At 65.0% G+C, this 21,859-nt stretch carries 23 protein-coding genes; 9 read left to right on the top strand and 14 right to left on the bottom strand.

Annotation, left to right across the window (positions count from 1 at the left end; translation table 11 throughout):
* Positions 1-27: 27 nt before the first annotated feature.
* From motB to FIU88_RS00430, 11 genes are all read right to left on the bottom strand, one after another.
* On the bottom strand, positions 28-987 hold the full coding sequence (motB, locus tag FIU88_RS00480) for a flagellar motor protein MotB (RefSeq protein WP_152477784.1): 960 nt from the start codon (positions 985-987) through the stop codon (positions 28-30).
* On the bottom strand, positions 984-1,856 hold the full coding sequence (motA, locus tag FIU88_RS00475) for a flagellar motor stator protein MotA (protein WP_152477783.1): 873 nt from the start codon (positions 1,854-1,856) through the stop codon (positions 984-986). The genes motB and motA overlap by 4 nt, the downstream gene beginning before the upstream one ends.
* Before the next feature lie 133 nt (positions 1,857-1,989).
* Positions 1,990-2,562 (bottom strand): flagellar transcriptional regulator FlhC, encoded by a 573-nt coding sequence (gene flhC, locus FIU88_RS00470; protein ID WP_152477782.1) that lies wholly within the window; start codon positions 2,560-2,562, stop codon positions 1,990-1,992.
* Entirely contained in the window at positions 2,552-2,884 is a 333-nt protein-coding gene (flhD, locus tag FIU88_RS00465) for a flagellar transcriptional regulator FlhD (protein WP_152477781.1), read from the bottom strand. Before flhD ends, flhC begins: the two co-directional genes overlap by 11 nt.
* A 291-nt stretch (positions 2,885-3,175) precedes the next feature.
* Positions 3,176-3,454: an EscU/YscU/HrcU family type III secretion system export apparatus switch protein gene (locus tag FIU88_RS00460; RefSeq protein WP_152477780.1), complete on the bottom strand. Its 279-nt coding sequence runs from the start codon at positions 3,452-3,454 to the stop codon at positions 3,176-3,178.
* Complete coding sequence (locus FIU88_RS00455) at positions 3,451-4,758, bottom strand: flagellar hook-length control protein FliK (protein ID WP_152477779.1); 1,308 nt, start codon at positions 4,756-4,758, stop codon at positions 3,451-3,453. The genes FIU88_RS00460 and FIU88_RS00455 overlap by 4 nt, the downstream gene beginning before the upstream one ends.
* Positions 4,755-5,162, bottom strand: a complete 408-nt coding sequence (fliT, locus tag FIU88_RS00450; RefSeq protein WP_152477778.1) for a flagellar protein FliT — start codon at positions 5,160-5,162, stop codon at positions 4,755-4,757. The genes FIU88_RS00455 and fliT overlap by 4 nt, the downstream gene beginning before the upstream one ends.
* Before the next feature lies 1 nt (position 5,163).
* Complete coding sequence (fliS, locus tag FIU88_RS00445) at positions 5,164-5,583, bottom strand: flagellar export chaperone FliS (protein ID WP_152477777.1); 420 nt, start codon at positions 5,581-5,583, stop codon at positions 5,164-5,166.
* Positions 5,584-5,614: 31 nt separating this feature from the next.
* Entirely contained in the window at positions 5,615-7,012 is a 1,398-nt protein-coding gene (gene fliD / locus FIU88_RS00440; RefSeq protein WP_152477776.1) for a flagellar filament capping protein FliD, read from the bottom strand.
* Between the two features lie 78 nt (positions 7,013-7,090).
* Complete coding sequence (locus tag FIU88_RS00435; RefSeq protein WP_172977627.1) at positions 7,091-8,812, bottom strand: HD domain-containing phosphohydrolase; 1,722 nt, start codon at positions 8,810-8,812, stop codon at positions 7,091-7,093.
* Positions 8,813-8,891: 79 nt separating this feature from the next.
* On the bottom strand, positions 8,892-9,131 hold the full coding sequence (locus FIU88_RS00430) for a DUF2835 domain-containing protein (RefSeq protein WP_152477774.1): 240 nt from the start codon (positions 9,129-9,131) through the stop codon (positions 8,892-8,894).
* A gap of 253 nt (positions 9,132-9,384) precedes the next feature.
* On the opposite strand from FIU88_RS00430, the gene FIU88_RS00425 reads away from it, so the two are divergent.
* The 8 genes from FIU88_RS00425 to FIU88_RS00390 all read left to right on the top strand — a co-directional run bounded on the left by FIU88_RS00425 (position 9,385) and on the right by FIU88_RS00390 (position 17,018).
* Entirely contained in the window at positions 9,385-11,268 is a 1,884-nt protein-coding gene (locus FIU88_RS00425) for a flagellin (protein ID WP_152477773.1), read from the top strand.
* Positions 11,269-11,425: 157 nt separating this feature from the next.
* A complete protein-coding gene (locus FIU88_RS00420; RefSeq protein ID WP_152477772.1) occupies positions 11,426-11,698 on the top strand; it encodes a hypothetical protein in 273 nt (90 codons plus the stop codon).
* Positions 11,695-11,898, top strand: a complete 204-nt coding sequence (locus FIU88_RS00415; RefSeq protein ID WP_152477771.1) for a hypothetical protein — start codon at positions 11,695-11,697, stop codon at positions 11,896-11,898. Before FIU88_RS00420 ends, FIU88_RS00415 begins: the two co-directional genes overlap by 4 nt.
* Before the next feature lie 494 nt (positions 11,899-12,392).
* The gene (locus tag FIU88_RS00410; RefSeq protein ID WP_172977626.1) at positions 12,393-13,322 is read left to right on the top strand and encodes an OmpA family protein; all 930 of its coding nucleotides are present in this window, start codon (positions 12,393-12,395) and stop codon (positions 13,320-13,322) included.
* A gap of 40 nt (positions 13,323-13,362) precedes the next feature.
* Positions 13,363-14,787, top strand: coding sequence for a hypothetical protein (locus FIU88_RS00405; protein ID WP_152477769.1), 1,425 nt, complete (start codon positions 13,363-13,365; stop codon positions 14,785-14,787).
* Complete coding sequence (locus FIU88_RS00400) at positions 14,784-16,013, top strand: hypothetical protein (RefSeq protein WP_152477768.1); 1,230 nt, start codon at positions 14,784-14,786, stop codon at positions 16,011-16,013. The genes FIU88_RS00405 and FIU88_RS00400 overlap by 4 nt, the downstream gene beginning before the upstream one ends.
* Positions 16,014-16,063: 50 nt before the next feature.
* On the top strand, positions 16,064-16,657 hold the full coding sequence (locus FIU88_RS00395; protein WP_172977625.1) for a glycine zipper domain-containing protein: 594 nt from the start codon (positions 16,064-16,066) through the stop codon (positions 16,655-16,657).
* Positions 16,658-16,748: 91 nt separating this feature from the next.
* Complete coding sequence (locus tag FIU88_RS00390) at positions 16,749-17,018, top strand: DUF4282 domain-containing protein (RefSeq protein WP_216647288.1); 270 nt, start codon at positions 16,749-16,751, stop codon at positions 17,016-17,018.
* Between the two features lie 196 nt (positions 17,019-17,214).
* Here the strand turns inward: FIU88_RS00390 and FIU88_RS00385 are convergent, their stop codons facing one another.
* Both FIU88_RS00385 and FIU88_RS00380 read right to left on the bottom strand, forming a co-directional pair.
* Positions 17,215-19,362: a methyl-accepting chemotaxis protein gene (locus tag FIU88_RS00385; protein WP_152477766.1), complete on the bottom strand. Its 2,148-nt coding sequence runs from the start codon at positions 19,360-19,362 to the stop codon at positions 17,215-17,217.
* Positions 19,363-19,601: 239 nt separating this feature from the next.
* Positions 19,602-20,030 (bottom strand): host attachment protein, encoded by a 429-nt coding sequence (locus FIU88_RS00380; protein ID WP_016854108.1) that lies wholly within the window; start codon positions 20,028-20,030, stop codon positions 19,602-19,604.
* Positions 20,031-20,328: 298 nt separating this feature from the next.
* On the opposite strand from FIU88_RS00380, the gene FIU88_RS00375 reads away from it, so the two are divergent.
* Positions 20,329-20,817 (top strand): hypothetical protein, encoded by a 489-nt coding sequence (locus tag FIU88_RS00375; RefSeq protein WP_016854109.1) that lies wholly within the window; start codon positions 20,329-20,331, stop codon positions 20,815-20,817.
* 90 nt (positions 20,818-20,907) lie between these two features.
* Here the strand turns inward: FIU88_RS00375 and speE are convergent, their stop codons facing one another.
* Positions 20,908-21,828, bottom strand: coding sequence for a polyamine aminopropyltransferase (gene speE / locus FIU88_RS00370; protein ID WP_152477765.1), 921 nt, complete (start codon positions 21,826-21,828; stop codon positions 20,908-20,910).
* Between the last annotated feature and the right edge of the window lie 31 nt (positions 21,829-21,859).

The raw sequence follows: 21,859 nt of genomic DNA, 5'->3' as shown, positions 1-21,859 counted from the left end.
TTCCCTACCCAGGATGTATGGCGCCTCTCAGGGCGATGATGCCGGGCCCAGGGCCTCGTTGAGTCGTTGGTTGAAACGCTCCATCGGCGATTCGGCGGGCGACGCTTCGCGGCCGCCGCCCAGCGTCGATGGCAGGCCGATGCCGTCGACCACCCGCGGCGAGCGAATGCGCTCGGCCACGGCCTCGAACAGCACCAGCAGCTCGATACGCCGGTTGATCGGGTCGCTCGCCACGGTGTCGGGCATCGTCACCTGATCGGCGAAGCCCGCCACGCGCAGCAGCTTGTCGGCATCCAGCCCGCCGGCCACCAGCTCGCGGCGCGAGGCGTTGGCGCGCGCCGAGGACAGCTCCCAGTTGCCGTAGCCGCGGTGGCCGTTGAGATAGGCCAGGCTGTCGGTGTGGCCGCTGATGCTCAGGTCGTTGTCCAGCTCGTTGAGCAGCGGCGCGATCAGGTAGAGCAGGTCGCGCATGTAGGGCGCCACCCGGGCGCTGCCGAGCTCGAACATCGGCCGCTGCTCGTTGTCCAGCAGCTGGATGCGCAGGCCTTCGGGGGTCATGTCGAAGCGCAGCTGGTCGCGCAGCTCCTTGAGGTCCGGATCGGCCTGGATCGCCGCCTCGATGCGCCGCTGCAGGTCGCGGAAGGCGCGCCGCTGCTGCTCGCTGGGACGGGTCTGCTGACGCAGGTCGATGCGTGCGCGCTCGCCCTCCTGATAGGTCGGGTCGGGCCCGCCGCCGGGAATCACGTTCTGGCTGACAGCCACGCGATCGCCGCTGGTGATCGCCGCCACCAGCGGGGTGCTGAAGTAGTCGGCCACCCCCTCGCGCTGCTCGCGGCTCGAGGAGGAGAGGATCCACATCACCAGGAACAGCGCCATCAGGGCGGTCATGAAGTCCGCCAGGGCGATCTTCCAGCTGCCGCCGTGATGCCCCTTGACGACCTTCTTGCGCCGAATGATGATCGGCCGGCGGTTGTCCCCCTGACTCATGCGCTCCCCACACCCGCCTTGGACTCACGCACGTACTCCTCGAGCTCGCTGAAGCCGGGACGCTCCTGGCTGTGCAGCGCCTTGCGGCCGAACTCCACCGCCAGCTGAGGCGCGTAGCCGTGCAGGCTGGCCAGCAGGGTCACGCGCATGCACTGCAGCACCTTCTCGACCTCCTTGGCCTGGCGCTCGATGCGGCTCGACAGCGGCAGGATGAAGCCGTAGCCGAGCAGGATGCCAAGGAAGGTGCCGACCAGGGCGTGGGCGATCATCACGCCCATCTGATCGGGATCGGCCGCCGTGGCGCTGAGCGCCTTCACCACGCCCATCACCGCGGCGACGATACCGAAGGCCGGCATGGCGTCACCGACTTTGTGGATGGCGTCGGCGGGAATGTGCGCCTCCTGCTCGAAGGCCTCGATTTCATGGAGCATCAGCTCGTCGATCTCCATGGGGTCCATGCTGCCGCTGACCATCAGGCGCAGGTAGTCGGTCAGGAAGGTCATGATGGTCGGGTCGGCGAGCACCTTGGGGTGCTCGTTGAACAGCGCGCTCTCCTGGGGATTATCGATATCGCGCTCGATGCCCAGCATGCCGTCGCGACGGATCTTGGCCAGGATCTTGTACTGCAGCGCCATCAGCTCCATGTACAGCGCCTTGTCATACTTCTTGGAGCGACGCAGCCGCGGCAGGATGCGAAACGAGGCCTTGAGCGCCTTGCCGTTGTTGGCGGCGATGAAGGCGCCGAGACCGCCGCCGCCGATCATCAGCAGCTCGGTGGGCTGGAAGAGCGGCCCGAGATGACCGCCGGCCAGCACGAAGCCGCCGAAGACCGTGATCAGGACAACCAGATAACCAATGAGGATCAGCACAACGAGTTCCTTCGCCGACACGTGAATGGTGTTACTGACGAAGGTTATCGGCCGGAAACGGCGGGGACTTGAGGGGAAGAGAGGAAAGAAAGTGGCTGCCGGAGCGGGACGATGCCCGCTCCGGTGAACGGCCTCAGGCCTGGCGCACGGCCCTGGCAGGCTCGGCGCTGGCGACGGCCGGCCTGGCGCGCGATTTACGGGTCTTGCCGGCGCGGGAAGGCGGCTGGCAGATGCCACAGACGTAATCGTGAGTGGGGCTGTGGGCATGGGCCACGAAGTGCCCGTGGCAGCGACCGCACTCGGAGAGCTGGAGCTGGTCGCTCTCGAAGAAGCGCACCAGGGTCCAGGCCCGGGTCAGCCCCAGCACGGCCTCGGCGTCGTCGATTGCCATCTGCTCCAGATACAGCCGATAGGCCTTGATGAAGGCCTCCATCCGCCCGCAGCCCAGGTCCCCCAGCAGGCGCTGGTAGATGTTGTAGAACAGCGAGGAATGGACGTTGGGCATCCAGGTGATGAACCAGTCCGTGGAGAACGGCAGCATGCCCTTGGGCGGCGACATGCCACGCACCTCCTTGAACAGGCGGATCAGCCGCGCGCGGCTGAGATCGGTCTCGGTCTCGAGCACCTGGAGACGGGCGCCCAGCTCGATCAGGTCGATGGCGAGCTGCACCTGCTCCAGCTCTTCCAGCAGGCTCTTAGCCGACATGATCCCCCCCTTCCGACAGCATCGAGCGCGAGGCCATCAGCAGCGAGGCGTGGACATGGGACAGCCCCTGATCGCGGGGGTTGTCGACCACCTGGCGCAGCTGCTCGGCGCTTTCGCCGCCGAAATGGCACAGCAGCTGATTGGTGTTCGCCAGGCGCGAGAGCTGCTGGACGTTCAGCGAGGCCAGCAGATCGGCCATCTCGTCATCGATCTTGAGACGGAACCTGGCCTCGGCACGATCGTGCTGAAGCAGTCGCTGCGCGAGCAGCAGATAGCCGAGATTCAGCTCGCGAATCTCGGAGACGTGCGGATTGATTTTCATAATTCCCTGCTTTTATTGGCTTATTCCACGTCACGGTCTTTCGCCGCGTTCGTTATAGGCAAGCCTTCGTCTGCGTAGGGCAGAGCGTAGTGCGCTTTGTTTTCATTTTCGTAACACTGCCCTCGTCGCGGGGCTTGTTCAATGCGCAGTCTCCAACGGTAGACGACGCAATACCATTGACCTAGATCAAACCCATGGAAAAGTATGAGAAAAGCTCTCACCCGCGGTGATATTGCTCGCTTGTTCAATGCATGAAAGAAGCCACTTTTTCCCCTTGTACCCATCCTCCGTCTAGTCCTGCGCCTCGGCCAGCTCGCGGACCCAGACCAGCAGCTCGGCCACGACCTGATACAGCCGCGGCGGAATCTCCTCGTCCAGATCGAGCTGCATCAGCAGCCCCACCAGTTCGGGGGAGTCGTGCACGTAGACGCCCTGCCGCCGGGCCTCATCGACGATGCGCTCGGCCAGCTCGCCGTAGCCCTGCGCGACCACCCGCGGCGCGCCCTCGGCTTCCTGATAGGCCAGCGCCACCGCCTGGCGGCGAGGCTTCCGGGGTGATCGTTCGGTCATGAAGCCCCCTCGGTGGCCAGGGTCAGCCGCAGGCGCACGTCATCGAAGCCGTGCCCCGCCAGACGCTGGCGCAGGGTCTCGAGCCCGTCCTCCAGCCGCGACCTGACGGCGACGTCCCGGACCTGCACGTCGATGTCGAGACGCACCTCGCGCATCCACAGCGAGACCTCCAGCGCCCCCAGCCCCACCACGTCCAGCGTCAGCCGCGAGCGCCAGCCGCCCGACTCGTCGCGGCCGGACTCATCGCCCTCAGCTCCCTCCTGACGCCCGTCCCGACGCCCCTGCGGCAGCTGAATCACCAGCGCCATGAACAGCCCCGACCAGACGTCGCCCTCCCAGCGCAGCTGGGGCGTGGCCAGCATCTCCAGCTGATGGCGCACCAGGTGCTGCAGGCCGTCGGCGACCGGCTCGCGGCGGCCCTCGACGACGCGTGAGGCCTCATCGGAGGCCGGCGAGATGGCCGCCCGCCCGGCCTCGGCCGCGGGCGACGATCCTCGGGCCATCGCCGCCTCGTGCCCCGCCGGCGCGGTCGCCGTGCCAGGCATCGTGGGCGCGGGTGGCGGCACCTGGGGATTCGCCCCGGCCGCGACGCTCGGCAACAGCATGGGCGCCTCGCCCCGGGGCATGGCGGTACGGATCAGGAGGGGCACCGGCGGCTGCAGCGCCTGGACACGCGCGGCCAGCGCCTCGGCATGCCCGGAGGCAGGCGCCCCGGAAGCAGGCGCGGCGGCCGTGGCCAGCGCCGCGCCGGGAGAGCCGCCGGATGCGGCAGCCACCGGCGCAAAGCGCAGCTGTTGCAGGAGCTGCAGCATCTGCGGTTCGCGGTTCAGCTGCTGGCGGGGCACGTCGCCTCGATACCAGCGCGCCAGATGGGATTCGTAGAACAGGCCGCTGTCGCGGATGCTGCCCGAGAGCCGCTGGGCGAGCTGCTCGGGCGCGGCCGTCTCGCCGGCGGCCAGCAGCGGCGCGGCCGGCGACACCGCCGAGGGCGGCGCGGGAAAGCGCCCCAGCAGGTCGGCGATGGTGCGCGCCGTGGCGCTGAAGTGGGTCAGCGCCGAACCGGGAGCGCCACCAGATGGCGCCTGTGGCGCAAGTGCCTCGCGCCCCTGCCCGCGGGCCACCTCGCCGACGGCGGGGCCGGGGGACCGCGCATCGAGGCGTGAATCGCTGTGCACGGCCCGCGCCGCATCGGAAGGCGAGGTCGGCTTGACCGGCTGGTTGAGCGGCTGAGGCGCGGGCGTATCGACCCGCTTGCCCAGCACCTGGTGCAGGAGCGTATCGATCAGCGGCGTGATCCCGCTCACGACGCACCCTGCCCGAAGCGCGAGGCCGCCGGAAGCACCCGGCCACTGCCGGCCCCTCTGCCACCGGCGCCGTAGGCCTGCTGCAGATCGCGTCGGCGCTGTGCCGTGCCAATCAGCTCACCCAGCTCATCGCGGCGCTGAACCAGATGGCGGCGAACCTCCCGGTCATTCTCGAGGATCGCCTCCAGCAGCTCGGCCTTGCGCTGCCGCTCGCCGTTCGTCGGGGCATGCTGCGCGTCCAGCTCGGCGACACGCGCCACCTGCTGCACATAGCCGGCCTCCTGATCCACGAGTGCCGACCAGTCGGCCTCTCTCGCCAGCGCCAGCATGCGCTTGCTGCGCTCCAGCAGGTCCTGATAGCCATCGATCACCGCCTCCGAAGCAGCCTCGCGAGCGCTCGTCATCTCAGCCTCCCGCGGCCTGGGGGTCGATCTCGCGCCAGGCCGAAGCGATGTCGTTCAACAGGCGCTCGGCCTCGTCGAGCTTCGTCACGTCGTTACGCAGATTGGCCGCCAGCAGCTGCCGGGCGATGTAGTCGTAGAGCGAGGCCAGGTTGCCGGCCACCTCGCCGCCCTGCTCGGCGTCCAGCGCCGCCGCCAGGCCGTTGTTGACGATATCCAGCGCCTTGGAGATCGCCTTGCCCTTCTCCGCGGTGTTGCCGGCCTCGATATGGATACGCGCCGCCCGAATGGCCGCCACCGCGCCATCGAACAGCATCACGATCAGCTGATGGGGGCTGGCGGACATCACGCCGCTCTCCACCCCGACCCTGGCATAGGCACTGGCCCCGCCCCCGTAGGCGGCGGCTCCTCGCATGGCACTCATCCTCGTTCCCCTTCGTGTTGTGGCATCGGGCTTACTGGCCCAGCTGGGCGCTCAGCGCATCGAACTGCTGAGTCAGGTAGGTACTGGTCTGGTTCATGTTGGCGATCATGCCGTCGAGCTGGCTGAACTGGCTGCGATAACGCGAGACGGTATTGGCAATGGAGTCCTCCATGCTGGCGTAGCGCTCGTCCAGCCGCTCGATGCTCGACTCCAGCCCGGAGGTGGCGTTGTCCAGGGATCCGCCGTCGTCGAGCAGGTTGCCGAGGGTGCGATCCACCACATCGGACATGCCGTCGCCGTCATCCGTACCGGCGAAGAAGTCGGACAGCGCCTGGCGATCGTTCAGGATCACGTCGTCCAGCGCCTCGTCGTCGAGGCTCAGGGTGCCGTCCAGTTCCAGGCCGATGCCGATGTCACTGAGCATGCCGCCTCCCGGCGTACCGCCGCTCAGCACGCCGCGCACCCGCGACTCGACGCTGCGCATGGTGCTGTCGCCCAGCAGCTCGCCGGCCGCGCCACTCTCCTGGTCGAAGCTGGTGAGGTCATCGGCGGTGGAGCGGTAGTCGTTGTAGGCATCGACGAAGCCGGTCACCGCCTCGCGCAGCGCCCGATTGTTGAGCTCCACCTTGACGGTGGAATCTCCCTCTTCGGCGACTTCCAGGGTCACACCCTGGATGGCCCCCTCCACGGTGTTCGACTGGCTGGTGATATCGATGCCGTTGACCGTCAGCTCGGCGTTCTCGGCGGCCACGGTCTGGCGAACGCCTTCATAGGCGGGGTCATACCCCGTCTCGCCCTCGGCTGGCGCCAGATTATTGATATCGAATGCAAAGCGCGCGTCATCCGCGCCCGCATCGCTCAGGCTCATGGAATCGATCGCCGCCTCGGTGCCGGTATCGTCGGTGGACAGCACCAGGCGATAGGGCTTGTCGGAGCCGTCGTTGACGATGCTCGCCGTGACGCCGGCATCCTGGGCGTTGATGGTGTCGCGCACATCCTCCAGCGAGCTGCCCGCCTCGATGGTGAAGGCCAGCGGCGCTTCGCCACCGACGCCGAGCGACATCTCGCCGCCGAAGGTCTCGCCCTCGGCGAACCCGGCGGTGGCGATGCTCTGGGAGCGCGCCAGGTTGGTGACGCTGACGTCGTAGGTGCCGGCCTGGGCCTCGCTGGTGGCGGTGGCCGTGGCGCTGTCGCCGCTCACCGCCGTCGACAGGCTGCGATAGAGCGAGTCATCGTTGAGCTTGGCCGCCGCGTCCTGGAACGAGGACAGCGCGCTCTCCAGCTTGCCGTAGGCGGAGATCTCCGCCTGATAGCTGGCCTTCTGCGTTTCGAGCGGTGCCAGCTGCTCGCGTTCGGCGCTTTCCAGCTGGTCGAGCAGGCCGTTGAGGTCCATGCCCGAGCCGATACCCAAAGATGAAATCGAGGCCATGACGCTTCCTTACTGTGTGCGGTGAGTCTGGCAGGAGCGAGCGCCACGCATGACGACGAGCAGCTCCCGGCAGAAGGGCTATTTCCGGCTATCGGCGGAAGCCGCGGCGACTTTAACCCCCGTCACTTCCTCGCGCGGTTCGCCGAGGCGGCGGATGACCTCGCCCTTCAACACCTCGCCCTGCAGCACCTTGTCTTCCAGCCCCGCGCGCGACACCTCATCCGCATCGGCCAGCTGCACTCGAGATGGCCGGCCGTCATCGTCCAGCCCCTGGATCCAGGCCAGCGGCCCTCCGCCGAAGCGGACCAGGCTACCGATCGGATAGAGCCCGAAGCGGGCGATGTAACGTTTGACCCAGCGCGGATCGAAGGCCTGCTCACGATCGAGCAGGTGACGATAGATGGCGCCGACGCGCCAGGCGGGGCGCTCGCCAAGCGGGCGACGCAGGGTATCCACGGCATCGACCACCGCCGCGGCGCGCTCCAGCTCGCCCAGCGCCTCGGCAGAGAGGCCGGCCGGATAGCCGCTGCCGTCCAGGCGCTCGTTGATGCGGCGCACCACCGAGGCGAAGACCGCGGAAGACAGCCACTGGCAGCCGCCCATGCGCGCCTCCAGCAGGGCAACATGTTGATGCAGCTCCGGCGAACCGCCGTCGTCGGGCATGGCAGACTGCCAGACGTCATCCGGCAGCAGCGCCTTGCCGAGGTCATGCACCATGGCGGACGCCACCAGCGCCTTGCGCAGCTCCTGGGGCACCGAGTCGCGGCCGACCAGGTCGAGCAGCCGCACCGCCACGCCCAGGCCGTGGCCCACCAGCCAGGATTCGCCATACAGGGCATCGCAGGCGAACAGCAGCCCCTCGCGATCCTCCTCGTGGAGTCGCAGCAGGCGGTCGGCATGGCGCGACAGCTGCACGCCGTCGATCTCCCCGCCTTCACGCAGCTCGAGCAGCTGGGTGTCCAGATAGCCGGCGACATGCGCCAGACGGCACGTCATCGGCGTGGCGTAACGCTGCGTCCCGCGGCGCCCCACCTTCGGCTCGGCGCCGGTCGTCCCCTGGAACAGCGGAGAAGGAGACCGCGTGGCCTCGCCGCCCTCGATATGGCGAGCCGCCTCCCGCTCGATCTCACGCACGAAATACCACAGCCGGCGCTCCTGCTCGGGCCCATGGCCCTCGAACTGGAAGCCAGCCGTCAACGTCTGGCGCTCGGTGTCCGCCCGCCGATGCCGCGCCCTGCCCCGCGCCTGAAAACAGGTTCCATCGGGAAAACACAGCTCGATGCCCAGCGGCAGCGGCGCCTCGGCCAGCAGGGCAGTGGCCGTCAACGGCAGCTCCAGCCGGCAGCCCTCGAGCGACAGATCCTTGAGATCGCCCTGGGCGCGGTTGCCCTCGGCATCGCGCAGGATGGCACCGACTTCCATGCCCAGCCGCAGCCGGGCGCGAAAGGTATCGCGGCGCTGCAACACCTCCAGGCGATGGGGGAAATCGCAGCGGCAGAGCACGCGGCCTTCGTCCTGACGACAGTGCTCCATGGTCATCTCGGGGGTGCGCACCAGCTTGCCGTGGGCCTGGCCGAGCAGGCGGAAGGCCTTGCCGCCCCTCAGCTCGCCGGCGATCTCGCTGACCGCGCTGATATCCAGTTCGAGCGCCTCGCCGGCCTCAATCCCGGCAAGCAGCACGGGCATCGGCTCGCCCTGCTCACCGATTTGCAGCGAAGCGCCGCCCGGCTCGCTGAGCGTCTCGAGCAGCGTCTCGATCTCCATGGGGTTGTCGACGCGGGTGTAACCGTCCTCTGCCATCCCTGTGCCTCTCGCAATCATTCCTTGTAGCGGATCGAGAGCTATCGGCCGTTCATGGCAAGGCTTGAGGGCGAATCCTTTACGATCGGGCGCGATCGCTCGACAGGCGCCGGATACCCTCGAAGCGACCCTCGGGTGACACAGTAAGTCGAAAGACGCCGTGCACCCCGTCACGCGTCACCACCCGCCGCAGCGCCTCGGCGGGAAACGCCACGCTGCGCCCGTCCAGGCTGCGGGTGTGCACCACACCCGCCCGGCCCTCGTAGTGGGCCAGGCAGGCGTCATGGGAAAGTTCGATAATCACATCGATGGTGGGCATGGGCACTTGGAGAGAAGAGCGGCAGGGAATAAGGAACCGGATTCTATCATCGCTCTCCTTGCCCACCGACGCCCGGGCGGCGTGGCGCCTTGCTCGGCGCCGCCCGGCAAAAAATTTCCTTCCTCGCCCTAAAGCTCCCCGCCCGGCCACCGATAAAGGGAAGTAACGGCCAACGGCGCCGTTGCGGCAGGCCCGGAGCGCCAACGTGACGGGCCCGCCAATGGAGCCCTCAACAGCTTGGAAGGAAATCACCATGTCAGTGATCAATACCAACATCACGGCCATGATCGGCCAGCAGAACCTCAACGAATCCAAGAACGCGCTGTCCACCTCCATGGAGCGCCTGAGCTCCGGCCTGCGCATCAACAGCGCCAAGGACGACGCCGCCGGCCAGGCCATCGCCAACCGCATGAGCAGCCAGATCACCGGCCTCTCCCAGGCGCAGCGGAACGCCAACGACGGTATCTCCGTCGCCCAGACCACCGAAGGTGCCCTGAACCAGGTCAACGATAATCTGCAGCGCATCCGTGAGCTGGCGGTTCAGGCGGAAAACGGCACCAATTCCCAGGAAGATTTGACCTCCATCCAGAACGAGATCAACCAGCGCCTGGATGAGATCGACCGCATCTCCGATGAAACCAGCTTCAACGGCACCAAGGTGCTGCAGGAAGATACCGGCCTGAAGATCCAAGTAGGCGCCAATGATGGTGAGGCCATCAGCGTCAACCTGAAAGAGATCACCGCCGACACCCTGGGCCTCGCGGGTTTTAACGTGGACGGTAGCGGTGAAGTCGATAATGAGGCCGCCACAGCAGATGACCTGACGCTGGCTGGCTTCACAGAGGGGGCAACCAATGCCAATGGCTCGGTGACCTATACCAAGGACACCACTACTGACAATGCACAGATGACTTCTGCTGACCTGATGAGCAAGCTGGATGACGGCGCCTCTGTCAGCCTTGCATCCACGTCTGCCACCAGTTACTCGGACAACACCAGCACTGGAATCAACTTCAGCACTGAGTCTCTTTCTTATAGTGAAGCCAACGACAACTTCACCTATGACCTGAGCTCCAACGCTGATGCGGCATCTGTTGCCTCCAACCTCACCCCCGGCGCTGGAGAAGGCCAGAAGGCCGCCACCATCGATATTGGAGGACAATCCACAGACGTCCTGATCAATGAAGATGGCAGCATTGAAAATGCCAGTGGCGAAGCACTCTACATCGATGGTTCTGGCAACCTGACCGCCACCACCAATGGCGACAACTCTACCTATGCCAACGCTACCGTCGATAACCTGACAGCCATCATGGCGGGAGATAATGATGCAGCATCAGGTGGTGGCACTGTCACCACGATAACCGCTGCCGATGGCAGTACTACTCTTGAGGTAGGCGATAACTCTACCGACATCGATGGTTCTGCCATTGGTAATGCCACTATTACCCTGACCGATTCCGGCACCAGCTATGCGGGTTCAGACGATGCCGGCATCGATGTCGATAACATCCAGGTTAGCAAAGAAAGTGTTGCCAATATGTTGGCTGCCGACGGTGGCAACATGGTTCTTGCTTCTGGCATCGACGTCACAGACGATGCAGAAGCAACTCAGACCCAGGCGGACTTTGATATTGATGCCGATGGCAATGTAACCGCTGGTGCCACAAACGGTGCCCTGACCGATGGTGATGCCATCTATGTCGATGCCGAAGGCAACCTGACGGAAGCCACGGAAACCACGGAAACCACCACCTACTATGCTCAAGAAAGCGGCATGGTGACCGATAACACCGGTGCTCAAGTTTTCAAGGATGCAGAGGGCACCCTGACCATGGATGCCGTAACCGAAGGTGAACGTACCGAAGATGCGCTGGGCGTTCTTGACTCTGCCCTTTCTCAGGTGGACTCCCTTCGCTCCGATCTTGGTGCCATTCAGAACCGTTTCGAGTCTGCCATCACCAACCTGAGCACCACCGAAACCAACCTCTCCGCCGCGCGCTCACGGATCGAAGATGCCGACTACGCCACCGAAGTGGCTAACATGACGCGCAACCAGATCCTGCAGCAGGCCGGCACCTCCGTGCTGGCACAGGCCAACCAGCTGCCGCAGAGCGCCCTGTCGCTGCTGGGCTAAGCGGCCAATCTGTCATCCTCAGGGTGATACGAGACGGGCTCCTACGGGAGCCCGTTTTTTATAAGAAGAGGTACATGTGATGACTGCGGCTCCATCCCTATCGGCCCACGATGTGGTCTTCGAGCTTATCCCCAGGCTACAGGCGACCGAGCGGCTTGTGGATAGCACACTGCAGAGCCGCATCGATCGCTGCAGCAACCAGGTCGATGCCAGCAAGCTGGAAGAGCTGAAGATCGAGTTCGAGCTGGAGATCGCGATGATCCGCATGAATCTCGAGCATCCGATGACGCGCTACTCCCGGCAGCTGGAAGCCGCCCGGCAGAACGGCAAAACAGGCAACCGCGCCCTGCTGACGCTGGATGCCCACGAGGCAGTCGCCGTCGAGAGCGCCCGCACCCTCTACCGTCGCGCCCGGGAACTGGCCACATGACCGAGGCCGAACACCGGCGGGTGATCGACGAGCTCGACGCGGTGATCCGGGATACCCGCACGCTGATGGAACGCTTCGAGGCCAGCGGCATGGATGAAGACATGGCGGGCGACTACGCGCAGCTTCACGACCTCTACTCCCGTGCCGTCAGCGACCAGAAAGCGCATACCCTGGCGTTGCTGGATGCCGTATTCGAATAACAAAGGCAAAGACAAAAAAGCATGAAAATCGATGATCACTTTGGCACATAAAATCCAGCCACCCAGAATGTTGGTAAGCGCCCACCGACAACAGAGGTACTGAAATCACGTCACTGTGATATTTAATGACAGTTCTTTCAGCACCTGAGGCATCCCAGCTTTCATAAGGCGGGGCACGATAATGCTTTCATCAGAACGAAACGAAATTTTTGCTACCGTTTACTTAAGTTAAATTTAGCGGTAGTTTAATGGCGGGGGCGCCTAAACGCACCATCGCGAAGCTATCAAGAGACAAGCAAGAAAGCCGCCTGGTAGTTTGCCCAATGGGCTTCGCAGAAAACGCAAGGGACACAGCTCATGACGCAAGGATTGCGGTCGTGGCAACGCCTGACGTTGCCTCTCCACTACTGCCGTTTCGGCACCCTCAAAGCAACACCTCCACAATGGGGAGTCGTCGCTTACCCCTTCCTACGCATAAGCAAAACGGAATCGTCATGACGCGGCTTGCCACTCTGGCACTACTCTGTGCCTGGCTTCTCTCTGGCTGCAAGACAGCCATGCTGTTGCCCTCGACCTCTACCCCGTCTTCTGCAACTGGAGCGGTTCTTACAAGTCCGGGAGCCCTGATAGAGCAGGAACATCTCGATCGCATTCATCGCATTCGCCGCCTGGCCAGGCAGTGCAATGTGCCTGCGCCAAGCGTGGATCAGCAGCTTTTGCTTCCCAAGCAGCTGTTCGGCACCGACCGTGACCTTCCCGTCATTCGAGTGGCATGGAGCGACCGTATTTTCTTCGCCACGGATAGCGCCACCCCGCTCTCGACATCAAAACCCATGCTGTGCGCAATCGCTGGCGTGATGAAGGGAGACCTACCGGATACTCATCTGGTGGTGGTGGGACACACCGATGCAAGAGGCAGTGAAGCTTACAACGAACGCCTGAGCCTGGAACGAGCTAAAAACGTGGCCCATCAACTGGTCGAACTGGGTGTACGATCCAGGCAAGTGGACTACATCGGCATGGGTGAATTGCAGCCGGTAGCCCCCAACAACACTTCCCTCGGCATGGCCAAGAACCGACGAGTCGAGTTCTTCCTGGGAGCTTACTCCAATATCACGCTGGAAGCGGTCAGCCGCGTGCCCGTGAACGAGGCGAATCGCCGACTGGCTGAAGTGCCATCTCGCGAGCGCAAGGTGGAAGAAGTGGGGCGTGAACGTTCAGTGGCCGTACATACCCCTACAACACGTCAGCCGCAGGATACCGGAAAGGTTCGCGAGGCCGACACGAACGACGTTACTCGCCAGGCGGATGCTGGCCAGCCGGAGTCTCGCGAGATCACCGTAGGTGGACGCGAACGAACGCTGGATCTGCCCGCCATTGTCTACCGAGAGCCGGCGATCGGAACTCGCCGCAGCGGTTTCTGACAGGTTTCAGCCTTAATTCGTCTTGCAGGGAGATGCTCCAATGAAGAGCAAGGAACACGAAAAGTACCGTGACGATGCCGTAACCATCGATGATGCCGAAGTCCGAAAAGTCGCAGACCAATGCTTGGCCTTTCGCTGGTCCTTCCCCGATGAAGCCACCTTTCGCAGCGAACTGAGAGAAACGGCCGCTGCAGAAGCCAAAGAATCGCAGGGCCAGATCGTGCTGTCCGAGCACGGCCATACTCCCGAGATGGAGGGACTGATCTTCTCGCGCCTGCTTCGCCAGACCGCCGACTGGGTCGAGGTCAGAACGGCTTTCTCCAATATCCTGGCACCCCACAGTGAACTGCTTCAGCAGACCGCCGATATTAAGGAAAAGAAAACTTCGCTGGAACATAGACGCGAGAACCTCACGAATCATCTGATAACGGAGTGGGAAGAGCAAAAGGCCGGCTTCAAGCAAGATCGTGAAGAGGCCGCCACGGCCGAGACACAGTACAGAGGGCTTCGCGAACGCCATAATCGCCATGCCAAGCTCGTCAAGCTGGCGCTCTACTTTCCTGCACTGGCGCTGATTGGCATGGTGGAATGGCTGATCAACTGGGAGGCTGCCAATGCTCTCTTCGCTCAGCCCTATCTCGCCGCAGGTATCGTGATCGTCGTAGCCATGGCAGTGGCAGCCGCTTCCCATGAGCACGGCACTCTGGCAAAGCAGTGGAGTCATCGCTGCGGATTCGCGGCCGACCCTGGCACACGTAACCGCAACTATACGGCGCTGGCATTCACCACCCTACTATTCATCGCTGCGATGACGCTGGTGGGATATATGCGCTACAAGCTAGCCTTCAACGACCTGATGGGAGGCTCGGCCTTCGGTGGCGACAATCCCTTCGGCGCCCGGGGCTCGATCGGCGAGGTCTACACGGCGGTTGCCATGACCCTGATGGGCAATCTGATCGTCTGGCTGCTGGGCGCCATGGTGGCCTACTGGTTCCACGACAGCGATCCGAAGTTTGCGGAAGCCCGAGTACGGCATATCAAGGCCGAACAGAAACTCAATGCCTGGTCCAAGCGCATGGCGAAGGAAAGGCATGAACGCGATCAGCACCTCACCATGCAGATCGAAGAGGAAGAGAACACACTCAATTCTCGCATGAAGCAGGGGCGCCTACTGGTGGATATGGTCGACCAGTTCCACGTCCATGAGGAGTTCCTGCATGGCCGTCTGAAGGAAACAGTGGACGAACACCTCAAGACCTATCGGCGTAATCTGCTGGGGATGGTAAAAGCCGAGGGGCTTTCCATTGCCTTCCTCGATATGGATAAAGGACAGCTGTCCCCACTGGAATATGAATCATATTCCGTGGAGGTGCCGAGCACGCTCCTCAAGAAGCGCATGGAGTTCGGTCCGATCATCGAACGTCGCGCCGCCAAGCGCCGCGAAGCCGAGGAGGCCGCCGCATGATCAAGCCGTTCAAGCACACGGGTCGGTTGAGCGCCATGCTGGCTCTGAACGCGGTTATTCTTGCCGGCGATATCGGCAACGCTCAGGCAAGTGGTCTGTTTCGCAGCGGTTCCGGCTCTATCTGCGAACAGGCCGAAGCCGCCGGCATCGACCCGATTCGACGCACCCTGGTATATGTCGACAAGCAATCACTGTCGCTGTCATCCGACGAGCAGGGCTGGTTCAGCGCCCTGAACCAGGCACTGCAGCAGACCATGACCACAGCTGAGCCACTCGAAATCATCGTGCTTGATAGCGCCGATGGTACGGCCAAGGCCCATGGCCCTGGACTCTGCTATCCGGTCATCGAGGAGCGTTACCACGGGCGCTTTGCCAATTCGGGTATCAGCGGCCTGTTGACCAACGACCTGATCGATCAACTGCCCGACCTTCAGCAGGAGATCGTGGTACAGATGCAGGACATGGTCGTCCCAGAGTATGCCGATGCGCCCGAGACGCGTCGCCAGATGGCGGCCGAACAAGTGGAGCAGCGTCACCTCCTGCGCGCCCTTCAGTCCGACTCGGCGCGCTTCGTCAGCGACACCCCCTCTCGCGTGATCCTCTACTCGGACATGCTCGAGAACTCCGATCTGGCTGAACTACCAGCCATCCTGAACGGTTCCGACGAGGATCGCCTGACACTGGCAAGCGATGCTCTGGAAAGCCTGCCACGTCTCGATTTCCAGGGTGCCATGGTCTACGGCTTCGGCACCGGCCAGAGCCTGGACGACCCCGCGGCAACGGATGCACTGAGTGAGTTCATGCAGCAGGCCGTGTATCAGGCCAATGGCTATCCGATCGCGTTCTCTCGCGAGCTGGCCGTGCGCCCGATCCGGCCGTCGATGTCGAACAGCTATGACATGACTATCAAGGTTGAAAATCGCGAGCTCAAGGGGCGCATGCAACTGATGTCCGATGCCGACGGGCGCCTGGTCGACAGCTATCTGGATCTCGGAGCCGGCAACCGAAGCTCGCATTTCGACAGTGGGCGGCTGATCTGCAGTCAGGACGATCAGTGCCAACTGGAAGGCAAGCTAGCAACGGCCCTGCTGTTCGAAGACCCCGAGAACGTTTTCCTGGAAGGCAGCCGAGAGACGCTTTCGGGCCATTTGGGATTCCGTAACGACCGGCTGGCAGATAGTGACAATCCCGCTCTCTTGCCGCTGGACGCCGAGTCACGGCCCTGATCCCGAGACTCTATAGATTGCCCCATCATGTAATGCAGGGAACAGAAAAAATGAAAATGTCCTTTCGCCCCACCTTTCTTATCGCGCTCTTGTTGGCCTCCAGCATCTTGCTGAGCGGCTGCCAGTCTCTCTCCGCCCAGCAGCGCACTGCACTGGGCACATCAATCGGCTCGGTTGCAGGCGCCCTCGTCGGCTCGACGCTTGGCGATGGCAACGGCCGTATGGTAGCCATGGCGCTGGGCGCCGTGGTGGGCGGTTTCGTCGGTAACGAATTTGCCAACTACCTGAACGAAAAAGAGCAGGAGTCGCTTGCGCGCTCCACCCAGCAGGCCCTGAATGCGAATGAAGATAGCGCCGGTTCCATGAGCTGGAGCAGTCAGCAGCGCAAAGGGGTCGATGGCGAGATCTACTATGGCCAGGCCATCGCCGCGAATGACCGCCAGGCTGGTGATTCCCTCGCCATCGTCCGCGGCTCAGAGCTGACGTCTCAGGAAGAAGCCCAGCTGGCTAGCCTGTCCAGCGGCACCCAGTGCCGTGCTACCCGCACCTCCCTCTCCGTGCAGGATCGTGACGTGGCAGACGGCGCCATCTGGTGCCGTACTCCTCAAGGCGATTACCAGCCGCTGGATGCCATGGCGGCTTGATCATCCATCGCCGTGCAAACAGCCACCTTCTGTCTTGCGAACGGGTAGTGACGGAGGATGGCCTCATCAATATCACACAAGGACGTCTTACATGATGAACAAACTACTTATCTTCGACACCATGGTCACTCCCAAGATCATTACCATTATCTACTGGCTGATGTGCTTTGGCGCCGTTATTGGTGGCATCACGCTGATGTTCTCCGGCTACAGAGGACCGACTGCAGGTACCATTTTCATGGGCCTGATCGCTATCGGGGGAGGCATCCTGAGTGCGCGCATCTGGTGTGAGCTTCTGATCGTGCTGTTCAAGATCCATGACAACCTCAAGATTATGGCCGAACGTTCCCAGAGCCAATAAAAAAACATCAAACCAACTCAAGAGACAGCACTGCAAAAGAGCTCGGTCGCCAACTCCACGAGCCGAATTGGCTTCGAAGCAGCACGATCTGAACAAAGTGCCCGTAAGAGAGCTGGATCAGCGACCTCCCCACCAAAAAGCCCGGCACATGGCCGGGCTTTTCCGTTCAGGAGAGGGAGCGAAAGCCCCCGCCACCTCAGGCCGGCGCTTCCTCCCGGTGCGTGTGCGGCAGCGCCGCCGGCCGTGCCTGGCCACCGCCGTGGGCCGGGGCGCCGCCGGTGGAGCGCTGGGCCAGGGTGAAGCCGCCGACCAGGTCGGCGAGGTGGTCGGCCTGGGCCTTGAGGTGCTCGGCGGCGGTGGTCGATTCCTCCACCAGGGCGGCGTTCTGCTGAGTCATGTTGTCCAGCTCCGAGACCGCCACGTTGACCTGGCCGATGCCGTCGCTCTGCTCGCCGGTGGCGCTGGTGATCTCGCCCAGCACGTCGGCCACGCGGGTCACGCTCTCGACCAGCTCCTCCATGGTCTCGCCGGCGGCCTTCACCTGGCGCTCGCCCTCCTCGGTGCGGGTCGCCGAGGTATCGATCAGCGCGCGGATCTGCTTGGCCGACTCGGCGCTGCGGCTGGCCAGCTGGCGCACCTCGCCGGCCACCACGGAGAAACCGCGGCCCTGCTCGCCGGCCCGGGCCGCCTCCACCGAGGCGTTGAGCGCCAGCAGGTTGGTCTGGAAGGCGATGCTGTCCATCATCTTCACGATCTCGGCGATCTGGCGCGACGACTCGGTGATGCCCTGCATGGTCTCGCGCACCTGGCCCATGGCCTCGCCGCCGCGGCGTGCCACCTCGCTGGCCGAACTCGCCAGGCCGCTGGCCTGCCGCGAGGCATCCGCGGTGTGTTCCACGGTGCCGGTGATCTCCTCCATCGAGGCCGAGGTCTGCTGCAGGCTGGAGGCGGCGTTCTCGGTGCGCCGCGACAGGTCCTGGCCGCCCTGGGCGATCTCGGTGGCCGCCACGTTGACCGACTCGCTGCTGTCGCGCACGTCGACCAGCACGTCGTTGACCTTGTCGGCGAAGGCGTTGAACTGGCGCGCCAGCTCGGCCTTCTCGTCGCGGCCGCGGATCGGCAGGCGGCGGGTCAGGTCGCCGTCGCCGGAGGCGATCTCGCGCATGCGATCGGCCAGCAGGCGCAGCGGCCGGGCGATGGCGCTGCCCATCAGCCAGCTCGCCAGCAGCCCCAGACCGGCCACGATCAGGCCCACCAGGGTCATGCCCCAGAAGTCGGCCTGGCGCTGATCGGCCAGCTGCCCTTCGAGGCTGCGCAGGCCGGCCAGCACGGCGTCCTCGGGCAGCCGGATCGCCAGCACCCAGGGGGCGGGCACATCACCGACGGTGAAGGGCCGATAGAGCTCGAAGCGTCCGGCCTGCTCGTCGAAGCGATAGACCGTCTCGCCGTTGGCGGCGGCGGCCAGCGGCTCGCGGGTCGATTCATCCAGCGAGTCGGCGGCCGCGCGGCCCAGGGCGTCGGGCGCCTGGGTCGCCGCGGCGAGCACGCCGCGCGAGGCCACCAGCGCCATGTCGCCCACGCCGTCGTAGAGCCCCCGGTTGGCCTCGGTGAGCAGGCCCTGGAGGAAGGCCACGTCGAAGTCCACGCCGGCCACGCCGCGGAACTCGCCGTCGACCTGGATCGGCACGTTGAAGGAGGTGACCAGCTTGCGTTCACCGTCGTAGTCGTAATAGTGCGGATCGATGACGCAGGTGCGGCCGGTTTCCCTCGGGCACAGGTAGTACTCGCCCTCGCGGATGCCCAGATCGTCGAGCTCCTCGCTCTCCATGCCGTCGCCCAGCGCGAGCACCCGGATCTCGTTGTCGGCGGTGCGGTACCACCAGGGCATGAAGCGGCCGTCGTCGCCGTAGCCGCCGTCCTCGATGTCGGCGAAGTAGGCGTCGGCGCCGAAGGCGTCAGGCTCCCAGCCGATGAAGGCGTCGAGCAGGTCGGGATTCTCGACCACGGCGTCGCGAGTCAGGTGGGAGAGCTCGCGGCGCCCCATGGTCAGACGCGGCCGACCCTCGTCGTCCTGCTTGCCCATCAGGGCGTTGGTGTTGGCCAGGCCGCGGGCCACCGCCAGGGCGCCCTCGAGCTCGCCCTGGATCTCCTCGCTGCGGGCCTCGGCCAGCGCCCGCAGGCGCTGCTCGGCGTTCTCCCTCAGCAGCTCGCCGGCCTGATCGGCCACCAGCGCCTGGGAGCGGGAAGCGGACACCGTGGCGTAGCCGACCAGCACCGCCGCCACCAGCAGGATGCACAGCCCCACCAGCAGGGCGACGTGGGTTCGCAGGGACTTAAACTGCATGGCCGGTCTCCTGGCGCTCTGGCGAAGAGGCACCGTCGAGACGGACGCTCGGCAGGGGGCGACGGGGCGGCCGGGCCGCCCCGTGCATCGGGACATGGCGGATCATGGGAACTCTCGCGTATCGGGACAAGGAAGTGCGATGACGGCGCGGGATGACGCCGTTCCCTGCCCCTATCGGCAGACCGCCCGGAGACTTGACGCCTCCGGGCGGAAAACCGTCGCGGCGTGTCGGCGCCGGCTCAGCGCAGGTCGCTGACCGCCTCGCGAATGTCCTCGACGCTGGCCTTGGTCAGGTCCTTGGCCAGGGAGTGGATGACCGTCTTGGCGGTGGGGCCGTCGAGCTTGTCGCGCAGCAGGCCGAGGAAGCGCGGCGGCGCCACCAGGATCAGCTTCTCCAGGGTGTTCTCGACCCGCGCGCGGTAGAGGCGGTCGGCCACCTCGCGGGCGAACAGCGCCTCGTGATGGTCGGAGGCCGTGCTCTCGCCGCCGGCGGAACGGGCGGAGGTGGCGGACGATTCATGCACGTCGCCTTCGCGGTCGGTCACCAGGTCACCCTCGTGCAGGCGCCCCTCGGCGTGCACCAGGCTGTCCTTCTCTTCGAGCTTGAGGGCATCGCGGGTGAATACCCGGGCCCGGGCCGCATCGGCCACCACGATATAGGTCGTCATCGTCGCTCCTTGTCTGGGCATGAGAGAGCGGTGAGGGGCTCGCCACTCTTCTCCCACAGCATTGGCAAGACGCCGCCCAGCGTCAAACGGCGACACCAGGAGCGAGAGCGATCGAATGAAGTCGGCCGAAGGCCCGGGGTTCGCAGTAGATCCGCGTCAAACCCGACAGGCTCCTGGGCGTCGGCATCCGCGGACACTGCCGCGCGGCCGCCGGCTGGGGTAGGATGCCGCCCTCGCCGGCACGGAGCGCCGGCACGACTGCCCGGCATCCCGACGGCCGACTCCCGGAGGACACGATATGCGCCACTTCCTGTTCCCGCGGCATCCCCTGCCGCGTCGCACCCTGCTGTTCTGCCACGCCATGCTGCAGCTCGGCCTGCTGGCGGCCGGCGGCCTGTGGCTGGCCCCGCACACGCCGTGGCTGGCCGAGTCCGGCTGGCGCGAGGCCTGGCCCGAACTGGCCCTGGGCGGCGGCGCGACGCTGCTGGCCATGGTCGCCCTGCGGCTGCTGGCCGAGCTGTGGCTGCTGCCCCATCATCTGGCCGCCCAGCGCGCCGGCTTCTCCGCCGGCTCGGTGGTCACCCGCTCGATCGAGCACCGCCCCGCGGTCCACGACCGGGAGCACGCCTGGGTCCCCGGCGCCCGCGAGGTCGACGCCGAGGACGCGGTGCTGAGCCCGGCCCGGGTGGCGGGCCAGGCGCCGCCACAGCGCCGCCACGACGAGCCGAGCCTGGACCTGGCCGGCGGCCACGCGGAACCGGCGCCGGCCAACGAGCCGCGGCTCTAGGCGCTGTCTGCCGCTCAAGGGGAATAGCCCTGAAACGACGAACCCCGGCCTTGGCCGGGGTTCGTCGTTCTACGCCTCTGCCAGACTCGCTCAGTCCGCCAGCAGCCGGCGCATGAAGGGCGGCAGCGCCAGGGCGCCGCGATGGGCCTCGACGGTGTAGTAGTCGAGCGGCATCTCGCTGGCCGCGGCCTCCACCTCGCGGAAGCTGGCCACGTCGGTCGCCTTGCCGGCCAGGGTCACGCTCCACCAGCCGGAGGGATAGACCGGCTGCGGGAAGGGCAGCGTGGCTACGCTGTCGAAGCCGGCCTTGCGCATGTCATGGCGCAGCTCGCGGATGATCGAGCCGCTGTGGTAGAGCGGCGACTCGCTCTGCTGCACCAGCACGCCGCCCGGGCGCAGCACGCGATGGCAGCGGCGCAGGAAGTCGGTCTTGAACAGGCCCTCGGCGGGGCCCACCGGGTCGGTGGAGTCGATGATCAGCACGTCGATGCTGTCGTCGTCCGCCTCCTCGATCCACTTCACCCCGTCGTCGAAGCGCAGCTCGGCGCGCGGGTCGTCGTTCGACTCGACGAGCGCCGGGAAGAAGCGCTCGGAGGCCCGGGTCACTTCCTCGTCGATATCGATCTGGGTGACCTTCTCGACCCCCGGATGGCGCAGCACCTCGCGCAGGGTGCCGCAGTCGCCGCCGCCGATGATCACCACCCGCTTCGGGTCGGCGTGGGTGAACAGCGCCGGGTGGGCGATCATCTCGTGATAGAGGAAGTTGTCGCGGTCGGTCAGCATCACGCAGCCGTCGAGCACCAGCAGGTTGCCGAAGGTCTCGGTCGCGTAGACCTCGAGGTGCTGATAGGGGCTCTGCACCTCGTGCAGCTTCTCGGAGACCTTCAGCGAGAAGGCGCTGCCGTGGCTGTCGAAGACTTCGGTGAACCAGCCGGCATCACCGGAATTGAGGCCAGCGTCGGGGCCTGAATCGAGGCCAGCGTCGGGGCCGGTATCAAGAGAGGAACTCATCGGAAACCCTCGGGGTGACGAGTGAAAGGAA

It is taken from the genome of Halomonas sp. THAF12 (assembly GCF_009363675.1).
Lineage (GTDB): Bacteria > Pseudomonadota > Gammaproteobacteria > Pseudomonadales > Halomonadaceae > Halomonas > Halomonas smyrnensis.
The sequence above is the reverse complement of the archived record's forward strand: the minus strand, read 5'-3'. Positions and strand labels throughout refer to the sequence as shown.